We start from the raw sequence: 18,775 nt of genomic DNA on the forward strand, positions 1-18,775 counted from the left end.
CCGATACCCCGGACCCGATACCCCAGACTTGGGGCATGTCCATTCACCAGAACCTGCTCGGGGGCCCCGCCCCCACCCACCTCCCCGACGAGCCGGGCCGCGAGGCCATCGCCGCGGGCACGCCCGCCGTCGAGGTGGCCGCCGCGCACCCGACCTCCTCCCTCGCCTGGGCGGTCCTCGCCGACGAGGCGTTCGCCGCCGGCCGCACCGTCGAGTCGTACGCGTACGCCCGTACGGGCTACCACCGCGGCCTCGACGCCCTGCGCCGCGCCGGCTGGAAGGGCCACGGCCCGGTGCCGTGGGAGCACGAGCCGAACCGCGGTTTCCTGCGCGCCCTGCACGCCCTGTCCCGCGCGGCCGGGGCGATCGGCGAGAAGGAGGAGTACGAGCGCTGCTCGACCTTCCTGCGCGACTCCTCCGAGACGGCCGCTGACGTCCTCGGCGCCTGACGCATCCGGACGGCCGGGGCCCCGCGCGCGGGGCCCCGGCATGCCGTAGTGTCCGAAAAACACCTGTGACCCCAGTCACACCCCAATAGAGGGAGTCCGGCAACCGGTCCTATGATGCGAGCAGGGGACCGGGGCTCCACTCACCCATCGGAAGGGGCGGACCGCTACCCGGAAGCACGTGTCGAGGAGACAGCGATGTCGAACACCCTTGATGCCTCCGGAGCCGGTTCGGACACCCCGAACCTCGACTTCGCCGGCACGACCCCGTACGAGGACTACGTCCAGGCGGACGTCCTCACCCACCTCCAGCACCTCCGCTCGGACGACCCGGGCGAGATGGTCTTCCTGGTGACGACCCAGGTCATGGAGCTGTGGTTCACGGTCATCGTCCACGAATGGGAGACGGCCGCGAAGGCCCTCCGCGAGGACAGCATCCCCGTCGCGATGGATGCGCTGAAACGATCCCTCCGCGAACTGGAGGCCCTCAACGCCTCCTGGCGCCCGCTCGCCCAGCTCACCCCGGGCCAGTTCAACGCCTACCGCGCCGCGCTCGGCGAGGGCTCCGGCTTCCAGTCGGCGATGTACCGCCGCATGGAGTTCCTGCTCGGCGAGAAGTCGGCCTCGATGCTCGTCCCGCACCGCGGCGCCCCGCGCGTCCACGCGGAGCTGGAGAAGGCGCTCCAGGAGCCCAGCCTGTACGACGAGGTCCTGCGCCTGCTGGCCCGCCGCGGCCTGTCCGTCCCGCAGGCGGTCCTGGACCGCGACCTCTCGCGCCGCTACGAGCCCTCGCCCGAGGTCGAGGCCGTCTGGACCTCCCTGTACGCGGACCCCGACGCGCAGCTCGACCTGCACCGCCTCGGCGAGGTCCTCACGGACGTCGCGGAGCTCGTCTGGCGCTGGCGCAACGACCACCTGGTCGCCACCCGCCGGGCCATGGGAGCCAAGACCGGCACGGGCGGCTCGGCCGGCGTGACCTGGCTCGAAAAGCGCGCCACGAAGAACGTGTTCCCGGAACTCTGGACGGCCCGCAGCCATGTCTGACGCGACCCCCCCGTACGGCGCGAGGTCCTCGGCGGACCTCGCGGCCCGCGCCGCCGCCCTCGACACCGCCGACGAGCTCGGCAAGCTCCGTGACCGCTTCACCCTCCCCGACGGGGTCGTCTACCTGGACGGCAACTCCCTGGGAGCGCTGACGACCGGGGTCGCGGCCCGCATCGCCCAGGTCATCACCCACGAGTGGGGCACGGAGCTCATCCAGTCCTGGTCCACCGGCACCTGGTGGACCGCTCCCGAGCGGATCGGCGACAAGATCTCCCCGCTCGTCGGCGCGGCCCCCGGCCAGACGGTCGTCGGCGACTCCACCAGCGTCAACCTGTTCAAGGCCCTGGTCGGCGCTGCCCGCCTGGCCCGCCCCGGGCGCACGCAGATGCTGGTCGACGCCTCCACCTTCCCCACCGACGGCTACATCGCCGAGTCGGCCGCCCGGATGACCGGCCTCACGGTCGTACCGGTCGACCCCTCGCACGCGGCCGAGGCCATGGAGGAGGACACCGCCGTCGTCCTCCTCAACCACGTCGACTACCGCACCGGCCGCCTCCACGACCTCCCGGACCTCACCGCGGCGGCCCGCGCCGCCGGGGCCGTCACCGTATGGGACCTCTGCCACTCGGCAGGCGCCCTCCCCGTCGGCCTCGACGAGCACGGCGTCGACCTCGCGGTCGGCTGTACGTACAAGTACCTGAACGGCGGCCCCGGTTCCCCGGCGTACCTCTACATCGCCGCACGCCACCAGGGGGCCTTCGACTCCCCGCTCCCCGGCTGGAACGGCCACGCGGAGCCGTTCGCGATGACCCCGGACTACACCCCGGCGGCCGGCGCGGTGCGCGGCCGGGTCGGCACCCCGGACATCCTGTCCATGCTGGCCCTGGAAGCGGCGCTCGACGCCTGGGACGGGGTCTCGGTGGAAGCCGTACGGGCCAAGTCCCTCGCCCTGACCGACTTCTTCCTGGAGTGCGTGGCCGCGTACGTCCCGGCCGGGAAGGTCGAGTCGGTCACCCCGGCCGAGCACGACCGGCGCGGCAGCCAGGTCTCGCTGCGCACCGAGAACGCCCGCGCGGTCATGGACGACCTGATCTCCCGCGGCGTGATCGGCGACTTCCGCGCCCCCGACGTCCTGCGCTTCGGCTTCACGCCGCTGTACGTCGGTTTCGCCGACGCGGAGCGTGCGGCCCGGACACTGGGTCACATTTTCGGGTGATGTAGGGGCGAAACGTCACGGCAACCGGGCGGGCGGGGCTTCGGCCCCGTCCGCCCCCGCACATCCCGGCCAAGGCCCCCGCCCACCACCGACGCTCCCGTTCCGGCCTGATACGGTCCCGCTCTGCCGGAACACCAGTCCCACGCGTTACCGAGAGGTTGAGCCGATGACGGACCCCGCAGTCGAACGGGACGCCGCCGAGGCCGCCTCGGCCTTCTCCCACCCGCCGGTCGCCCCGGACGCGACCGGGGCGTACGGGGACCACCCCGACCAGGTGATCGACTTCTACGCCCCGCGCGGCGAGACCGCCAGGGGCGCGGCCCCGCTGGTCGTCCTCCTGCACGGCGGCGCCTGGCGCGCCCCGTACGACCGGCACCACATCACCCCGCTCGCGGACTTCCTGGCCCGCCGGGGTTTCGCCGTCGCCAACGTCGAGTACCGGCGCGGAAGTTCCCTTCCGCGCCAGCACGCCGAGGGGCACGTGGCCGGCCGCTGGCCCGAGACGTTCGACGACGTCGCCGCCGCGATGGACGCCCTCCCGGAGCTCGCCCCGGCCCACCTCCCGCAGGCCGACCTGCGCCGCACCGTCATCACCGGCCATTCCGCGGGCGGCCACCTCGCGCTGTGGGCCTCGGCCCGGCACGTCCTGCCGCCCGAGTCCCCGGCTGCCTGGAGGCTGCCTTCCCCGCCGCTGCTGCGCGGCGTGGTGGCGCTGGCCCCCATCGCGGACTTCGTGGCCGCGGAGGAGTTGGGTGTGTGCGGTGGCGCCTCCGCGCAGCTGCTGGGCGGCGCCGACCAGTGGGCGGAGCGCCTGCCGTTCGCGGACCCGGCGGTCCTGCTGCCGACCGGGATCGCCACGGCCGTCGTGCACGGGCGGGAGGACATCGTGGTCCCGTCGTCGGTGGCCGAGTCGTACGTGGCCGCGGCGGCCAAGGCCGGGGAGACCGTGGGCCTGACCCTGCTGGACGGGGTCGGTCACTTCCCGCTCATCGACCCCGCGGCCGACGCCTGCGCGGTGGTGGCCGAGGAGATCTCGCAGCTCGCCTGGTAGAGCCCGGCGGCGCGGTACAGCAGCAGCGCGTGCACGAACCGGTCCTCGCGCGTCGGCGGACACCGCCAGACCAGCGGCCAGGCGCCTTCGAGGGCCGGGACGGGGACGTACGTGGTCCTGCGCGGCCCCGACGCGAGCCGCGTGAATCCGGGCGGCCAGACCCGGTACGCGGCGCTCCCGACCGGGATCAGGAAGTACACGGGCCGCCGCCCGTTGGCCTGCGCGACGATCGGCCCGGGATCACCGCCGGTGAGCGTGACGAGGAGATCGGCGAGATCCCGTCCCATGTCACCGTCCACGCGTACGGCGTCAAACAGCACTCCTGCCTTGCGAATTCCGATACCGGTGGCCGGAATCCAGCTGGGCATGGGGGAGTTGGGCGAGTGACTTCCAGTGTTCATGGAACAAGCGTGACGGCTCAGGTCTACGGTTTTCTAGGTCTCGGACTTGATTGGTGAGAAGTCTGGGATATGGCGCCCATGCGCTGGAGACCATTTGAGTTCGTTTCAGCTCGGGGGTGTTCGCTATGCCCAAGGAAAACGGCAAGAAGAGCAAGGAAAGTTACGAAGGGCGGCCGATGACGCAGTTCATCGCCGAGATCGCCCGCCTCCTGCGGGTGCGGGAGAACCTGACCCAAGAGGCCTTGGGTGATCAGATCGGCTACACGGGCTCGGCGATCAGCGCCATGGAGACCTGTGCGCAACCGGTGAGCGACCGGATGCTGGAAGGCCTGGAACAGGTCATCGGCAAGGGGCTCGGCATCTTCGCGGCGAGCCGGAAATACGTTCTGATGGAAAAGTACCCGGTTCGCTTCAGGGAGTTCTCCCGGATGGAGGCAACGGCGTACACGATCTCGTCCTACGAGACCCTGGTGGTGGACGGCCTCTTCCAGACGGAGGCGTATGCCCGCGCGCTCATGAGCGCGGGATATCCGCCGGAGCCGAAGGCCAAGCTGGAGGAACTGGTTGAGGCGCGACTGGCGCGCCGGGCCCTGTTCGATCGCGACCCGACGGCGATGATCGAGCTGATCCTGGAGGAGTCCGTACTGAGGCGCCCCTTCGGCAGCCGGGAGATCATGCGCGGCCAGCTGAACTCGCTCGTGGAGGACGCCGAACGCATCAACGTCACCGTCCAGATCCTGCCCCTGGACAGAGGACTGACGGGAGCCTATGCGGGAGCTTGCGGCCCGATGAAACTGGTGGAGACCGAGGACCACGACCACGTGGTCTACCTGGAGGTGGAGGACGAGGGCATGCTGGTCAGCGACCGGGTCAAGGTGTCCCGACTTGCTCAGCGGTATGCGAAGATCCGCGCGCAGGCCTTGAGTCCGGATGAATCCTTGGGCCTCATAAGGCAGTTGGCGGGAGAGTGGAAATGAGAACCGACGCTCTGCGGTGGCGAAAGTCGAGCTACAGCGACAGCAGCGGCGGCAACTGCGTCGAGGTGGCCACCTGCCCGCACGCCGTGCACGTGCGGGACTCCAAGGACCTCGACGGCCCGTCGCTGGCCGTGGCCCCTGCGGCCTGGGTCGACTTCGCGGGTTGGGCTGCGGGGGCGTAGCGCCGAACCGGGGTGACATCGGCTTTCGGACAGCGGAAGATGGCCTCCTTGGTCATCTTTCCGCAAAGGAAACCCTTGCTGGTGCGCCCCACTCGTACGACCGTCCTGCTGACCGCAGGTCTGGTCACACTCCTCGGCATACCGGCGGCCACGGCCGCCGATGCCCCCGACTCCCTCTACGTGAACAATCAAGACGGTTCCAACTGCACCGACAGCGGACCCGGCTCACAGGCCGTACCGTTCTGCACGATCTCGACGGCCGTCAAGGCCGTGCAGCCGGGCCAGACCGTGCGGATCAAGCCGGGGAAGGCGTACGACGAAGCCGTCACGATCGACCGCTCCGGCGAGCCCGGCAAGCCCATCGGTTTCGTGGTCGACGCAGAGGGTCTCCCGCTCCGTGTGAGCCTCCGCTCCGGCAGGGGTATGACCATCAGCGGTGCGTCCCACGTAGTGGTCCGCGGCATCACGGTCGCCGCGCCCCTCCAGGTCGGCCGGTCCAGCGATGTCGAGCTGGACCGGATCATCGCCACCGCGGGCCGGGACGTCGCCGGGGGTACCGGGGTCGTGGTCGGCGAGGGGAGTGCCGACGTACGCATCACCCGGAGCTCACTGCAAGGCGTCCGGATCGACGGCGGCTCGCGGAACACCGTGCTCGCCCGCAACGTGATCTCGGGCATCTCCGCGTCGGCGCTCAGCATCACGGACGCGCCCGGCACTGTCGTCACCAACAACACGCTCCGGGGCCTCTGCTCGGCCACGCTGGCGCTCGGCGGGAACTCGACCGGCTCGGCCGCGTTCAACAACGTGGTCTCCACCTACGCCCGCAGCAGTTACTGCACGTCGGACGGTGCGCGCAACCCGTTCCTGGTCGCGCAGAGCGCGACGGCGGAAACCCGCGCCGACTACAACCTGGTCGCCGGCAACCCCGGTCCCGAGCAGGCGTACAGCTGGTCCGGTACCGCGTACAAGGACCCGGCCGCCTTCCAGGCCGGCACGGGGCAGGGCGCGCACGACATCCTGACCCCGACCCCCGAGGGCGGCGGCACGATGGACGGCTCTCCGGCCATCGACTCCGCCGACCCGACGGCGCCGGGCGTACTGCCCACCGACTTCAGCGGCTACCCGACCGCGGACGACCCGCGGGTCCCCAACACTGGGCGCAACGGCGGGTACCTCGACCGCGGCGCTCACGAGACCCAGGACGGCCTCAGCAGCGCCACGATGTCGATCGACCAGAGCTGGGCGCCGGTCGGGACCAAGGTGGAGGTGAAGGCCTCGTCGGACAGCAAGTGGCCCTCCGCGATGAGCTACCGCGTCGACTTCGGCGACGGGACGCAGCCGGTCGTCACTCAGCAGGGCAACGAGCCCCAGGCCCTCGCCTCCCACGTCTACGGCCGGCCGGGCGACTACGTGGTCAAGGTGACGGCGGTCAACGGCGTGGGCCGGACCGCCACCACGGAGAAGACGACCAAGGTGACCGCGGGAGACAAGCCGCTGGCCGCGGACTTCACCGCCCCGCCGGTCCTGCCGACCTCGGACAGTCCGGACGAGCACGTCCCCCCGCTGACCATGGGGCTCGACCTGAAGTCCACGGTGGCGCCGTGGCCGGTGCAGAGCATGCTGGTCGACTTCGGCGACGGAGAGGGCAGCGGCTTCGAGTCGCGTGACTACAACTCCCCCGGGCAGCACACGTACAGCGCGCCGGGCGAGTACAAGGTGACGGTCAAGCTCCAGGACATCAAGGGCGCCACGTCCACGGTGAGCAAGACGGTGCGCGTGGAGTACCCGGCGTCCGGGTACGTGGCCACCGAGCCCTTCCGCATCGTCGACACCCGGACCGACCTCTGGTCGCTGCGCGGCGCAGAGCCCTGGTCCACGCGCCTGCCGGCGGGCGGGTCGCTCTCGGGCGGAATGACGGCTGCGGTTCTCAACGTGACCGTCACCGGCGCGAGCGAGGACACCCACCTCAGCGTGTCCCCGAACCGCCAGGACCGTCCGGCGACCTCGAACGTCAACGTCCGCGCGGGCGGTACGTCGTCCAACACGGTGACCGTCCCCGTCGGTTCCGACGGTTCCGTGTGGTTCCGGCTCAACTCCGGCGAGGCGAAGCTGATCGTCGACTTCGTCGGCTACTACCAGCCGAACATCGGGCAGCGCTTCAGCCCGGTCACCCCGACCCGTCTCGCCGACACCCGTACGGGGACGGCCGGCGCGCTGGCCGGTGGCCAGACGCGCACCGTCAAGGTCGCCGGTGTGGGCGGGATCCCCGCCGACGCCACGGCGGTCGCGCTGAACCTGACCGGCACCGGGGCGACGTCGGACACGCACGTGATCGCCTACCCGGACCCGGCGAGGCGGCCCGTGACGTCGAACCTCAACCCCGAGCCGGGCAAGGACAAGTCCAACCAGGCCATCGTGCCGGTGGGCCCGAACGGGACGATCACGCTCTACAACAACGCCGGTTCCACGCACCTGGTCGTGGACGCGGTGGGCTACTACGGCAAGGACGGCAAGGCCCTCTTCACGCCGATCGCGCCCAAGCGCCTCGGCGACACCCGGACCACCGGCAAGCTGGCCCCGGGTGCGACCACGACCGTGGCCGGGCTGCCGGCCGGTGCGGTGGGCGCGGTGCTGAACGTGACCGCGACCGAGACCTCCGCCGCCGGCTTCCTGACCGTCCACGGGTACGGGAGCGCACGTACGGACGCGAGCAGCCTGAACACGCTGCCCGGCCTCACCGTCCCGAACCACGTCACGACTCCGGTCGGGGACGGCAAGGTGAGCGTCTTCAACAGCTGGGGCGGCAGCAACCACGTGATCACGGACCTGCTCGGCTACTTCACCGAGAGCCGCTGACCTGACCTGACCTTCTCGCGCAGCCGGAGCCGGCCATTCCTGGAATGGCCGGCTCCGGCTGAGTTGGCGGTGGCGGCCCAGCGGCCATCGACGCCCTGCTCGGCTCCGGACGAGAACCCTGTGGATCAAGCCACTGACCGGTCTGTACGCTGAACGGGATTTCGAACCCGTTCAGGGTTCTGCACCAGACCAAGGGGGGTACGGTGCTCCGTCGCCGTCTCATGTTTTCCGCCGCCCTCGTGGCAGCGAGCGTAGGCCTCGTCTCCGGTCCGGCCGTGGCGGCCGGTCCCGTCGCTCCGGCCGGCCACGGGGTGGCCGCGACGACCGGGGGGAACCCGGGCAAGGGCGGGTCGCTGCCGGGGGGCAAGACCTTCTCCAGCCCGGCCGACCGTACGGTCCGCACACCGCTGGCCGGATCCGCGTCCGGGGCGGGATCCGGGGCGGGATCCGCCGCCCGGACCGGGCCGGCCGCGCAGGCGCAGGGCGCGGTGGGGGACGCGTACCTCGCGATCGATCTGGAGGGCCGCGGCACCACCGCGCACTCGATCGAACTGCGGACCATCGTCACCGGCGAGGCCGCCGCGCTCGACGTCAGCATCGACTGGGGCGACGGCGCCAAGGACCAGGTCGCCGTCTCCAGTTCCGGCTCCGACCTCCGGTACACCACGCACAAGTACGCCAAGGTCGGCAAGTACGCCGTCACCGTCACGGTGAAGGACACGACGAACGGCGTCCAGGCCGTCAACCGGCTCGACTTCGTCACCTCGGGCAGCGAGTACACCGCCCACGCGCCCACGCGCCTGCTGGACACCCGCGCCGGCCTCGGCGCCGCGCAGGCCAAGGTCGCCGGGCGGGGCTCGGTGGTCCTGAAGGTCGCGGGCACCGCCGACATTCCCGCCGGGGTCACCGAAGTGGTCCTCAACGTCACCGCCACCAACGCCGCGGGAGCGGGCCACGTCGTGGTCCAGCCCGACAAGGACGGCTTCGAGACCGGGTCGAACCTGAACTACGCCGCGGGGCAGACCGTTGCGAACCAGGTGATCGTGCCGGTCGGCGAGGACGGGTCCATCCACCTGATCAACGGCGGCTGGGACTCCGTCGACCTGCTGGCGGACGTCACCGGCTACTTCACGGCGTCGGTCGCCAGCGGCTACACCACGCTGAACCCGGTCCGCGCGGTCGACACCCGCGAGGGGATCGGTACGGCGAAGGGGCAGGTCCCCGGCTACGGGAGCTTCGGGGTCGACATGGCCGGGCACGGGGGCGTCCCGAAGGGCGTCACCGCCGTGGCGCTCAACCTGACGGTCACCAACCCGCGGGCGGCCGGGCACCTCACCGCCTACCCGAGCGGGCAGGCGGCGCCGTCCACGTCGAGCCTGAACTTCTCCGCCGGTCAGACGGTCGCCAACTCGGTGATCGTGCCGGTCGGCCCCGACGGGAAGATCACCATCCGCAACGGCAGCTGGGACCGGGCCGACGTGGTGGCCGACGTGGTCGGCTACTACAGCACCGACAGCAGGGCGGCCCTCGTGTGTCTCGGGGGCCCGTACCGGGTCATCGACACCCGCATCGACAGCTGGGGCCGCAAGGCCGGCCCGCTGCCCGCCCGCACGATGCTCCCCGAGCGGTTCGACGCCGATACGACGAACTCCGACAAAGACGGCTGGGTGCTGAACACCACGGTCACCAACACCACCGGGGCGGGCTTCCTCTCGGTCACCGCCGACCCGAACACGTGGCCCGACTACGTGAAGGGCACCGCGGTCACGCCGCAGCGGCCCGTCTCCTCGTCCGTGAACTGGACGGCGGGTGCGACCGTGCCGAACCTCGTCCAGACCTCCGGCGGCAAGGGCGGCATCATCGACTTCTGGAACCAGGGCTGGCAGGACATCGACCTGATCGTCGACCTGATCGCCTGGTACCAGACCGTCTAGCTCCGTCGTCGGTCGGGGCTCATTCCGCGGCTTGCACCGGGCTGATCTCGAACTGTCCGCACACCTTCAAGTGGTACGGGATCTGCTCGGCCACACCGCTGTTCGGCGGGTAGACCTTGACGTAGGTCGACGTCGGCCGACAGCTCGGGGCGACGCCCCGGCTGTTGGTGCGCAGGACGGCGGTCACGGTCTCGCTGGGGAAGACGGACACGGTCTCGTACGACTCGCCGGTGCGAATCGCGGAGGTACCGATCTGGCGATGCCGGGCATCCACGACACTGACGCCCGGGTATCCGCGCAACGCGCAGGTATGGGTTGTGGTGTTGGTGAACAGGATGGGGTAGTAGAGCGACCCCGCGGCGCCGTCCGGCTCGCCGACAGCCAGATCCAGGTCGGCCACACGGCAGGTCGGGGTCTTCGGCACGGCGGATGCCTGGGTGGCGCCGACCGAGGCGCCGGTGGTTGCGAGGAGGGCTGCGCACGCGATGGTCGCCGCCCGGGTCAGGACGTTGCTCATGGGCCAACTCCTGTGCCAGTGAGGGAATCTGTCCGCATCCGGGCACGACGGAATCCACAGGACGAGATCCAGGGGAGTCGGTGTCCGGAGTCGAAGTCGGTGTCCGGTATTTCGACGTGCCGTCCACGGGAGAAGTGCTCGCACCCTCGCGGAAACCTGACCGAGTGGTGCGCTCCCGCGGCTGAACGGCGCGGGCCTGATGGCACCAGTTTACCGGCCGGGGGCTCCCGCGGCCTTTCGGCGGCGGACACGCCGGAGGGGCGGTGCGCCACACGGCCCACCGCCCCTCCGCGGTCCTGCTACAGGAACGAGTTGATCTCGATCGTCTCGGTGCGGCCGGGGCCGACGCCGATCGCGGAGATCGGGGCGCCCGACATCTCCTCCAGGGCCTTCACGTACGCCTGGGCGTTCTTCGGGAGGTCCGAGAACGTCTTGGCCTTGGTGATGTCCTCGGACCAGCCGGGGAGGTTTTCGTAGATCGGCTTCGCGTGGTGGAAGTCCGTCTGCGAGTACGGGAGCTCCTCGACGCGCTTGCCGTCGATCTCGTACGCGACGCAGACCGGGATCTGCTCCCAGCCGGTCAGCACGTCCAGCTTGGTGAGGAAGAAGTCCGTCAGGCCGTTCACGCGGGTGGCGTAACGGGCGATCGGCGCGTCGAACCAGCCGCAGCGGCGGTCGCGGCCGGTGGTCACACCGCGCTCGCCGCCGATGCGGCGCAGGTCCTCGCCGTCCTGGTCGAACAACTCGGTCGGGAACGGGCCGGCGCCGACGCGGGTCGTGTACGCCTTCAGGATGCCGATGACGCGGCTGATCTTCGTCGGGCCCACGCCGGTGCCGGTGCAGGCGCCGCCGGCGGTCGGGTTCGAGGAGGTGACGAAGGGGTACGTGCCGTGGTCGACGTCGAGCAGGGTGCCCTGGCCGCCCTCGAAGAGCACGACCTTGTCCTCGTCCAGCGCGTTGTTGAGGATCAGGGTGGTGTCGGCGACGTAGCCCTTGATCTGGTCCGCGTACTGGAGCATCTCCTCCACGATCGCGCCCGCCTCGATCGCGCGGCGGTTGTACAGCTTCGCGAGGAGCTGGTTCTTGCCCTCCAGCGCCGCTTCGACCTTCTGGGCGAGGATCGACTCGTCGTACAGGTCCTGGACGCGGATGCCGATGCGGTTGATCTTGTCCGCGTACGTCGGACCGATGCCGCGGCCGGTCGTACCGATCTTGCGCTTGCCGAGGAAGCGCTCGCCGACCTTGTCGAGGGTGACGTTGTACGGCGTGATCAGGTGCGCGTTGCCGCTGATGAGCAGCTTGGAGGTGTCGATGCCGCGCTCGTTCAGGCCGCGCAGCTCGGAGAGCAGGACGGCCGGGTCGACGACGACACCGTTGCCGATGACCGGGGTGCATCCGGGGGAGAGGATGCCGGAAGGGAGAAGGTGCAGCGCGTACTTCTGGTCGCCTACGACGACCGTGTGGCCGGCGTTGTTGCCGCCCTGGTAGCGCACTACATAGTCAACGGATCCACCGAGCAGGTCGGTGGCCTTTCCCTTGCCCTCGTCACCCCACTGAGCTCCGAGCAGCACAAGAGCGGGCACAGGCGTACACCTCTTCCGGATGGGGCATGTCCAAGGTCAGGGGGCGTACGACGATGTACACCGCAGGCTGAGCCGTCGGACCGGTACCCCGGAATAGACGAAGGCCCTGGCGCAATAGCGCAAGGGCCTCTTGCACAAAGATGCTACCCGAGGAAGGACCGAGGTGTCGGCTCCAGAGCCCACCATGAGCCATGCGGGCGCGCCGGTAGGCGGCCTGCTCGTGCTCATCGACCCGGTCGCCCGCCGTCTTGACGGCGAGTCCGTGCGGATCGCGAAGGATGTTCTGTCGGCGGGAGCTGCGGCGAAAATCTGCCTCCCGGACTCGCAGGAGGAGTTTGCGCGGGCCCTTGCCCGCCGGGGCCATCGGCAGCCGGTGATCGTCGGCGACGACCGGGCGCTGGTACGGGCCGTGGGGCTGCTGCACCGCGAGCGCGGGCTCGGGGACGGGGCGGTTTCGCTGATTCCGGTGGGGCAGCTCGGGTCGCTGGGGCTGGCGCGGTCGCTGGGTGTTCCGCTGTCGGCGGTGGCGGCGGCGCGGGCGGTGCTGGACGGGGCCGTGCGGACGCGGGACCTGCTGGTGGACGACAGTGACGGGGTGGTGCTCGGGGATCTGCGGATTCCACCCGTCCGGGCGGCACCGAGACCGTCGGGGCCGTCGGTGTGGAGCGCGTACCGCTCGCTGGTGCGGACGCTGGTCCCGCCGGGGGCCCGGGTGGGGCACCGGCTGCGGGTGGAGGCGGACGGGCAGGTGCTGGTGGACGTGGACCGGGCGGTGGAGGACCTGCGGGCGGTGCCGGCGTCGTCCGGCGGGGTGATGGAGGTGACGGTCCGGCTGGCCGGCGGCGCGTCGCTGCGGGTGAAGGCGGCCTCGCTGACGGTGTCGGGCTCGGACTTCCGCTACCGGGCGGACGCGCTGGTGGCGGGCCCGGTCCGGCGGCGTACGTGGACCCTGCGGCCGGGGGCCTGGTCGCTGACGCTGCCGCGGGGGTAGCGCAGGGCGGGGCGGGTACGGCGCTGCGGGGTTACGGGTTCGGGAGGTCCAGCGTGGCCCGGTGGGCCCGCCAGCGGTCCATCATCGCGTGCATCTCGCCCTGCAGGAACTCGAAGAACGCCGCCGTCTCCGCCATGCGCGCGCCGGCCGGGGTCTCCGTGCCGACTCCGGCCGCGCCGTCGCGCAGGGTCTTCTCGAAGAGGTTCAGCACCTGGTCCCGCCGGGTGAACGTCTCGTACCAGAGCTCGTTGTGCAGGACGTACCGGTCCCGGCGGGAGCCCGGCTCCCGCTCCCGGCTGACCATGGTCACCTGCGTCAGGTAGGCCACCGCCCCCGACACCGCCGCCGGGCTGATCCGGAGCGCCTCGCTCAGCTCAGCCGAGGTCATCGATCCGCTGTCGCTCGCGAGCAGCTGCGCGAAGACCCGCGAGGCCATCCGCTGCATTCCCGCCTCGGTCAGCTGCGCGGCGAACCGCTCCACGAAGCGCGAGACCGCCGCCTCGTCGCTCCGTACGTCCTGAGCCTGCACATCCATGTCGTCCGCCACCCTTCTGACTTTATACGTTTCCCTAGCTTCACAAATTTGTGAAAGTAGCGTACGTTCAAAATCATGACGAAGGCAATCAGCGTCGCCGGACTCCACAAGGCGTTCGGCCGCACCCACGCACTGGACGGCCTCGACCTCTCGGTCGCCACCGGCGAGGTCCACGGCTTCCTCGGCCCCAACGGCTCCGGGAAATCCACCACCATCCGGGTTCTGCTGGGCCTGCTGCGCGCCGACTCCGGAACCGCCGAGCTGCTCGGCGGCGATCCCTGGGCCGACGCCGTGGAACTGCACCGCCGCGTCGCCTACGTCCCCGGCGACGTCACCCTGTGGCGCAACCTCTCCGGCGGCGAGGTCATCGACCTCTACGGGCGGCTGCGCGGAGGCCTGGACCGGGCCCGGCGCGCCGAGCTGATCGAGCGGTTCGAGCTGGACCCCACCAAGAAGGGGCGTACGTACTCCAAGGGAAACCGGCAGAAGGTCGCGCTCGTCGCCGCCTTCTCCTGCGACGCCGAACTGCTCATCCTCGACGAGCCCACCTCCGGGCTGGACCCGCTGATGGAGGGGGTCTTCCAGGGCTGCGTCGCCGAGGCGCGCGCCGCCGGGCGGACCGTCCTGCTCAGCTCGCACATCCTGAGCGAGGTCGAGACCCTCTGCGACCGGGTCAGCATCATCCGCAAGGGCCGCACGGTGGAGACGGGCACGCTGGCCGACCTGCGGCACCTGACCCGTACGTCGATCAGCGCCGAGCTCGCCGGCCCGCCGAACGGCATCGCGCACCTGCCGGGCGTGCACGACGTGGAGGTGCAGGGGCTGAAGATCCGGCTCCAGGCCGATACGGACAAGCTGGACGCCGTACTGCGCTCGCTCGCCGACTCGGGGGTGCGGTCGCTGACCTCGACCCCGCCCACGCTGGAGGAGCTCTTCCTGCGGCACTACGCGGACGGCGCTGACGCCGAGGGCGGCGCGGACGGCGCACACGGCGACGGCGGTGGCGCGAGCGTGAAGGTGGGCGTGTCGCGATGAAGGACCAACTGGCCGGCACCGGCACGCTGCTGCGCCTCGCACTGCGCCGCGACCGCGTGATGATGCCGGTCTGGATCATGGTCGTGGCGCTGCTGGTGCTCAGCCTGCCCGCCTCGCTGGAATCGGTGTACGGGACGGCCGCCGAACGGGCCCGGCTGCTCACCACGATGAACACCAACGGCTCGCTGCGCGCCCTGTACGGGCCGGCCTTCGGCGACTCCATCGGCGGCCTGACCGCATGGCGCGGCGGGGTCTTCGCCGGGGTGCTGGCCGGGGTCATGAGCCTGGTCGTCGTGGTCCGGCACACCCGCGAGGAGGAGGAGACGGGCCGTCAGGAGATGCTGTCCGCCGCGATGGTGGGCCGCCGGGCACCGCTGACGGCCGCGCTGCTGGCGGCCTTGACGGCCAACGGGCTGGCCGCGCTGCTGGTGACGGCCGGGCTCGCCGGTCGCGGGGCGGGCGGTGCGCTCGCCCTCGGGCTCGGCATCGGCGCCACCGGGATGCTGTTCGCGGCCCTTGCCGCCATCGCGGCGCAGCTCACCGAGAGCGCGCGGCTCGCGAAGGGGCTCACGGGCGCGCTGATCGGCGCGGCGTTCGTGCTGCGCGCCGCCGGGGACGCCGGGAGCGCCGGGGGTTCGAGCGTGCTGACCTGGGTGTCGCCGCTGGGCTGGCTGGAGCACGTACGGGCCTTCGCGGCCGAACGCTGGTGGGTGTTCGCCCTGTTCGCGGCGGCCGTGGCGGTGCAGGTGGCGGCGGCGTACGCGCTGGCCGGGCGCCGCGACGTCGGCATGAGCTTCCTGCCGGCCCGGCCGGGCCCGGCGGAGGGCCGGCTCGGCAGTGCGGGGGCGCTGGCCTGGCGGCTCCAGCGGGGGAGCCTGATCGGGTGGAGCCTGGCGTTCCTGGCGGCCGGGGTGGTCTTCGGCGGGATGACGGACGGGGCCACGCAGCTGGTCGGCGACAACGAACGGACTCGCGAGATCATCGAGCGGATGGGCGGGCGGAGCGGGATCGCGGACGCCTTCCTCGCGACGATGGCCGGGATGCTCGGCATGATCGCCGCCCTGTACATCGTCTCGGCGGTGCTGCGGCTGAGCGGCGAGGAGTCCGGGCAGCGCGCCGAACCGCTGCTCGCGAACGCGGTCGGCCGGCTGCGCTGGGCCGGCGGCCACCTGGCGGTGGCGTTCGGCGGCTCGGCGCTGATCCTGCTGCTGGCGGGGCTGGGCCTGGGGATCGGGCACGGGCACCATATGGGTGCGGCGGTGGGCGCGACGCTCGCCCAGCTCCCGGCGGTCTGGGTGATCGGCGCCCTCGCGGCCCTCCTGCACGGCGCCGCCCCGCGGTACGCGGTGGCCGCCTGGGCGGTGGCCGGGGGTGCGCTGACGCTGGGCTGGATCGGCCCGGCGCTGAACCTCCCGCAGGCCGCCTTGAACCTCTCGCCCTTCGCCCACCTGCCCAAGCTGCCGGGCGCCGAGGCTGTGGCCTGGGCCCCGCTGCTGGCGCTGACCGCGCTGGCGGCGGCCCTGCTGGCGGCCGGCCTGACGGCACTGCGCCGCCGGGACCTGGCGGTGTAGTACCCACCCCGAATTCTGTGAACTCTCAGAACTCCACGAGGAGTTCGTCCAGACCGCGGATGACGTACCCGTCCCGCCACCGAGGCTCCCGTACGAGCTTCAGGGGCGGGACGCCGTCTGCCAGCAGGGCCCCGAACGAGGCGGTCAGCTCCCGCCGCGCGAGCGGAGCGCCCAGGCAGTAGTGGATCCCGGCGCCGAAGCTGACATGCGGATTGTCGGCCCGTACGAGGTCCAGGGCATCGGGCCGCTCGAACCGGGCGGGATCCCGGTTCGCGGACCCGAAGAGCAGAGCGACCTCGGCTCCGCGCGGGATGAGGGTGTCGCCGATCCGGATGTCGTCGAGCACCCAGCGCTCGAACAGCTGGAGGGGGGTGTCGTAACGCATGAGTTCATCCACAGCTGTGGACAACTTTTCGGAATCGAGCGAGGCGAGCTGCTCGGGGTGGCGGAAGAGGGCCCACCAGCCGTTGACGGTGGTGTTCACGGTGGCCTCGTGGCCCGCGTTCAGCAGGAGCACGCAGGTGGAGATCATCTCCTGCTCGCTGAGCTGCCCCTCGTCATCGTGGGCGGCGATCAGACCGGAGATCAAATCCTCGCCGGGCTCCTTGCGCCGCTCGGCGATCAGCTCGCGCAGGTAGGCGCTGAACTCCACGCTCGCGCGGACCGCCCGCTGCGCGGTCTCCTCGTCCGGGCGGAGCTCGTACATCCCGCAGATGTCGGCCGACCAGGGCCGCAGCAGGGCCCGGTCCGCCTCCGGGACCCCGAGCAGCTCGGCGATCACCGCCACGGGCAGCGGCTCGGCGACGACGGTGAGAAGGTCCCCGCCCCCGTCGGCGAGGAGCTGCCCGACCAGCTCCCGGGCGAGCCGGTCCACGGCGGGCGCGAGCTGCTCCACGGTCCGCGGGGTGAACGCCTTGGACACCAGGCGCCGTACGCGCGCGTGGGCGGGATCCTCCAGGTCCAACAGGCCGTTGTCGTTGAGGACATGGAAGGGCTCGTGCCCCGGGGGCGGGGCCTCGCGGCCGAACTCCTCGTGCGAGAAGCGGTGCAGGTAGGTCCGGCCCAGTCGGCGGTCGCGCAGCAGCGCGCTCACATCGGCGTAGTGCGGCACGAGCCACTGCCCGGTGGCCTCCCACCACAGCGCCCGCCCCTGCTCCCGCAGCTCCCGGTAGGCAGGGTAAGGATCGGCAACAAACGCGGCGTCCCACGGATCAAAGCCCATCCCTTCACTGTAGAAGAAGGCCCCGCGCGCGGCCGGAACTCGCCTTGTGGGGCTGGCGCGCCGGGGGCCTAATGAGGCTTCGTTCCGATGCGGTTCCATCTCAGGGGGATGTATGGAAGCGACAGGGCCACCCGTGCCTGAGCAGCCACAGAGGCCATGGCACCGGCCGCCGGCATCGCCGGCCTCGCCGCCGCCGCTTCCGCAGCAACCTCCGGGGGCGCCTCCAGCCACCGCGGCCGGGCTGCCGGACAGTCTTGATCTGACCGTCACCAAGCGGCTCTTGTGGGTGGGCGGGGCGGTCTACCCGCTCCAGAACGTGGCCCGCGTGTACACGTTCGTCCTGAATCCGCGCCGCAAAGAAGCCGTGCTGACCTTCGTGAAGCGCTTGGCGATCACGCTCCTCACGGCGGTGGCGTTCTTGCTGTTCGCGACCGCGGCGGACACCTTCGGCCGTGATCGCGACAGCCAGGACGGCTTGATGGGGTTCGTCTTGTTCGCCTGCGCGGTGGCCATGATCTACCTCGTCGTGGAACTGCTCGCGGTGCTGACGGCGCCCTCCCACTTCGTGCTGGCCGTCGAGTCGAACGGACAGTCGACCGCGCTGGTCACCGGGGAGACCGGCCATCTGAACCGGCTCGTCCACCAGATCGCCCACGCGATCGAGAACCCGGACACGGAACTCCGCGTCCGAGTCGAGCGGCTGACGATCAGCAGCCTGAGGAACTACTACTTCGGCGACGCCGTGAACATGTACGGCGGCTCCAACAACGTGGGGATGAGAGCCGCATGAGCGGGGACAGCTACTACTTCGGCCGGACCGTCAACATGCACGGCGGTACGCACAACACCGGCATGGTCAACCACGACCCGGAGTCCGCGGCTGCCTGCCCGGCCGATCCCGCCCTCGCCGAGGCCGTCCGCGAGCTGGTCGCCCTGCTGGAGGAGCTGCGCGAGCAGGTGCCCCCGCTGACCGCGCGGTCCATCGACGATGCGCTGCCGGCCCTCTCGGCCGACTCCGGCGCGGCCCCGCCCGAGGAGCGGCACCGGGCGCTGATGGCCGTCGCGGGCATCGCCGCCACGGTCGGGGCGATCGGCCAGCCCGTTCTCGACGCCGTACGGGCCGTCCTGGAACTCCTCGCCGTCTAGCCGCCCCGCCGACGCCGCCCCGCCTGGTGACCCCGCCCCGCCTGGTGACCCCGCCCCGCCTGGTGACC

At 71.3% G+C, this 18,775-nt stretch carries 18 protein-coding genes; 13 read left to right on the plus strand and 5 right to left on the minus strand.

The features are described 5' to 3' along the window. Window positions 1-35 precede the first annotated feature (35 nt). The 4 genes from OG509_RS20160 to OG509_RS20175 all read left to right on the plus strand — a co-directional run bounded on the left by OG509_RS20160 (window position 36) and on the right by OG509_RS20175 (window position 3,757). The gene (locus OG509_RS20160) at window positions 36-449 is read left to right on the plus strand and encodes a DUF3151 domain-containing protein (RefSeq protein ID WP_229337660.1); all 414 of its coding nucleotides are present in this window, start codon (window positions 36-38) and stop codon (window positions 447-449) included. A gap of 195 nt (window positions 450-644) precedes the next feature. Next, complete coding sequence (locus OG509_RS20165; RefSeq protein ID WP_406183820.1) at window positions 645-1,490, plus strand: tryptophan 2,3-dioxygenase family protein; 846 nt, start codon at window positions 645-647, stop codon at window positions 1,488-1,490. Further along, window positions 1,483-2,706: a kynureninase gene (gene kynU / locus OG509_RS20170; protein WP_406183821.1), complete on the plus strand. Its 1,224-nt coding sequence runs from the start codon at window positions 1,483-1,485 to the stop codon at window positions 2,704-2,706. The genes OG509_RS20165 and kynU overlap by 8 nt, the downstream gene beginning before the upstream one ends. 166 nt (window positions 2,707-2,872) lie before the next feature. Continuing rightward, window positions 2,873-3,757 (plus strand): alpha/beta hydrolase family protein, encoded by an 885-nt coding sequence (locus OG509_RS20175; RefSeq protein ID WP_406183823.1) that lies wholly within the window; start codon window positions 2,873-2,875, stop codon window positions 3,755-3,757. Here the strand turns inward: OG509_RS20175 and OG509_RS20180 are convergent. Beyond that, window positions 3,682-4,158 carry a hypothetical protein gene (locus tag OG509_RS20180; protein ID WP_406183824.1) on the minus strand — a complete coding sequence of 159 codons (477 nt, stop codon included), beginning with the start codon at window positions 4,156-4,158 and terminating at the stop codon, window positions 3,682-3,684. The genes OG509_RS20175 and OG509_RS20180 overlap by 76 nt on opposite strands. Window positions 4,159-4,283: 125 nt before the next feature. Between OG509_RS20180 and OG509_RS20185 the strand changes: the two genes are divergently transcribed. The 4 genes from OG509_RS20185 to OG509_RS20200 all read left to right on the plus strand — a co-directional run bounded on the left by OG509_RS20185 (window position 4,284) and on the right by OG509_RS20200 (window position 10,107). Beyond that, the gene (locus OG509_RS20185; protein ID WP_406183825.1) at window positions 4,284-5,135 is read left to right on the plus strand and encodes a Scr1 family TA system antitoxin-like transcriptional regulator; all 852 of its coding nucleotides are present in this window, start codon (window positions 4,284-4,286) and stop codon (window positions 5,133-5,135) included. Next, complete coding sequence (locus tag OG509_RS20190; protein ID WP_406183826.1) at window positions 5,132-5,317, plus strand: DUF397 domain-containing protein; 186 nt, start codon at window positions 5,132-5,134, stop codon at window positions 5,315-5,317. Before OG509_RS20185 ends, OG509_RS20190 begins: the two co-directional genes overlap by 4 nt. A gap of 81 nt (window positions 5,318-5,398) precedes the next feature. Next, window positions 5,399-8,173, plus strand: a complete 2,775-nt coding sequence (locus tag OG509_RS20195) for a PKD domain-containing protein (protein WP_406183828.1) — start codon at window positions 5,399-5,401, stop codon at window positions 8,171-8,173. Window positions 8,174-8,412: 239 nt separating this feature from the next. Then, window positions 8,413-10,107 carry a PKD domain-containing protein gene (locus OG509_RS20200; RefSeq protein ID WP_406183829.1) on the plus strand — a complete coding sequence of 565 codons (1,695 nt, stop codon included), beginning with the start codon at window positions 8,413-8,415 and terminating at the stop codon, window positions 10,105-10,107. A 19-nt stretch (window positions 10,108-10,126) separates the two neighbouring features. Here OG509_RS20200 and OG509_RS20205 read toward each other — a convergent pair whose 3' ends face one another. Then, a complete protein-coding gene (locus OG509_RS20205; protein ID WP_406183830.1) occupies window positions 10,127-10,624 on the minus strand; it encodes a DUF4232 domain-containing protein in 498 nt (165 codons plus the stop codon). 299 nt (window positions 10,625-10,923) lie between these two features. Continuing rightward, window positions 10,924-12,207: an adenylosuccinate synthase gene (locus tag OG509_RS20210; protein WP_406183831.1), complete on the minus strand. Its 1,284-nt coding sequence runs from the start codon at window positions 12,205-12,207 to the stop codon at window positions 10,924-10,926. Between the two features lie 184 nt (window positions 12,208-12,391). On the opposite strand from OG509_RS20210, the gene OG509_RS20215 reads away from it, so the two are divergent. Then, entirely contained in the window at window positions 12,392-13,198 is an 807-nt protein-coding gene (locus tag OG509_RS20215) for a diacylglycerol kinase (protein WP_406187635.1), read from the plus strand. 31 nt (window positions 13,199-13,229) lie between these two features. On the opposite strand, the gene OG509_RS20220 is transcribed toward OG509_RS20215, so the two are convergent. Continuing rightward, window positions 13,230-13,733 carry a GbsR/MarR family transcriptional regulator gene (locus tag OG509_RS20220; RefSeq protein WP_406187636.1) on the minus strand — a complete coding sequence of 168 codons (504 nt, stop codon included), beginning with the start codon at window positions 13,731-13,733 and terminating at the stop codon, window positions 13,230-13,232. Between the two features lie 75 nt (window positions 13,734-13,808). On the opposite strand from OG509_RS20220, the gene OG509_RS20225 reads away from it, so the two are divergent. Next, complete coding sequence (locus OG509_RS20225; RefSeq protein ID WP_406183832.1) at window positions 13,809-14,768, plus strand: ATP-binding cassette domain-containing protein; 960 nt, start codon at window positions 13,809-13,811, stop codon at window positions 14,766-14,768. Further along, window positions 14,765-16,339, plus strand: coding sequence for an ABC transporter permease (locus OG509_RS20230; RefSeq protein WP_406183833.1), 1,575 nt, complete (start codon window positions 14,765-14,767; stop codon window positions 16,337-16,339). Before OG509_RS20225 ends, OG509_RS20230 begins: the two co-directional genes overlap by 4 nt. A 25-nt stretch (window positions 16,340-16,364) precedes the next feature. Here the strand turns inward: OG509_RS20230 and OG509_RS20235 are convergent, their stop codons facing one another. Then, window positions 16,365-17,561, minus strand: a complete 1,197-nt coding sequence (locus OG509_RS20235; protein ID WP_406183834.1) for a cytochrome P450 — start codon at window positions 17,559-17,561, stop codon at window positions 16,365-16,367. A 133-nt stretch (window positions 17,562-17,694) separates the two neighbouring features. Between OG509_RS20235 and OG509_RS20240 the strand changes: the two genes are divergently transcribed. Further along, a complete protein-coding gene (locus OG509_RS20240) occupies window positions 17,695-18,351 on the plus strand; it encodes a DUF6232 family protein (RefSeq protein WP_406183835.1) in 657 nt (218 codons plus the stop codon). Next, window positions 18,348-18,707 (plus strand): hypothetical protein, encoded by a 360-nt coding sequence (locus OG509_RS20245; protein WP_406183837.1) that lies wholly within the window; start codon window positions 18,348-18,350, stop codon window positions 18,705-18,707. The genes OG509_RS20240 and OG509_RS20245 overlap by 4 nt, the downstream gene beginning before the upstream one ends. Window positions 18,708-18,775: the final 68 nt, after the last annotated feature.

It is taken from the genome of Streptomyces sp. NBC_01006 (assembly GCF_045162725.1).
In the GTDB taxonomy this organism is placed as follows: domain Bacteria; phylum Actinomycetota; class Actinomycetes; order Streptomycetales; family Streptomycetaceae; genus Streptomyces.

Bases quoted from the DNA above. Each gene is read 5' to 3' on its own strand.
- OG509_RS20160 (WP_229337660.1), top strand. From the start codon at position 36: ATGTCCATTCACCAGAACCTGCTCGGGGGCCCCGCCCCCACCCACCTC.
- OG509_RS20165 (WP_406183820.1), top strand. From the start codon at position 645: ATGTCGAACACCCTTGATGCCTCCGGAGCCGGTTCGGACACCCCGAAC.
- kynU (WP_406183821.1), top strand. From the start codon at position 1,483: ATGTCTGACGCGACCCCCCCGTACGGCGCGAGGTCCTCGGCGGACCTC.
- OG509_RS20175 (WP_406183823.1), top strand. From the start codon at position 2,873: ATGACGGACCCCGCAGTCGAACGGGACGCCGCCGAGGCCGCCTCGGCC.
- OG509_RS20180 (WP_406183824.1), bottom strand. From the start codon at position 4,158: ATGAACACTGGAAGTCACTCGCCCAACTCCCCCATGCCCAGCTGGATT.
- OG509_RS20185 (WP_406183825.1), top strand. From the start codon at position 4,284: ATGCCCAAGGAAAACGGCAAGAAGAGCAAGGAAAGTTACGAAGGGCGG.
- OG509_RS20190 (WP_406183826.1), top strand. From the start codon at position 5,132: ATGAGAACCGACGCTCTGCGGTGGCGAAAGTCGAGCTACAGCGACAGC.
- OG509_RS20205 (WP_406183830.1), bottom strand. From the start codon at position 10,624: ATGAGCAACGTCCTGACCCGGGCGGCGACCATCGCGTGCGCAGCCCTC.
- OG509_RS20215 (WP_406187635.1), top strand. From the start codon at position 12,392: ATGAGCCATGCGGGCGCGCCGGTAGGCGGCCTGCTCGTGCTCATCGAC.
- OG509_RS20220 (WP_406187636.1), bottom strand. From the start codon at position 13,733: ATGGATGTGCAGGCTCAGGACGTACGGAGCGACGAGGCGGCGGTCTCG.
- OG509_RS20225 (WP_406183832.1), top strand. From the start codon at position 13,809: ATGACGAAGGCAATCAGCGTCGCCGGACTCCACAAGGCGTTCGGCCGC.
- OG509_RS20230 (WP_406183833.1), top strand. From the start codon at position 14,765: ATGAAGGACCAACTGGCCGGCACCGGCACGCTGCTGCGCCTCGCACTG.
- OG509_RS20235 (WP_406183834.1), bottom strand. From the start codon at position 17,561: ATGGGCTTTGATCCGTGGGACGCCGCGTTTGTTGCCGATCCTTACCCT.
- OG509_RS20245 (WP_406183837.1), top strand. From the start codon at position 18,348: ATGAGCGGGGACAGCTACTACTTCGGCCGGACCGTCAACATGCACGGC.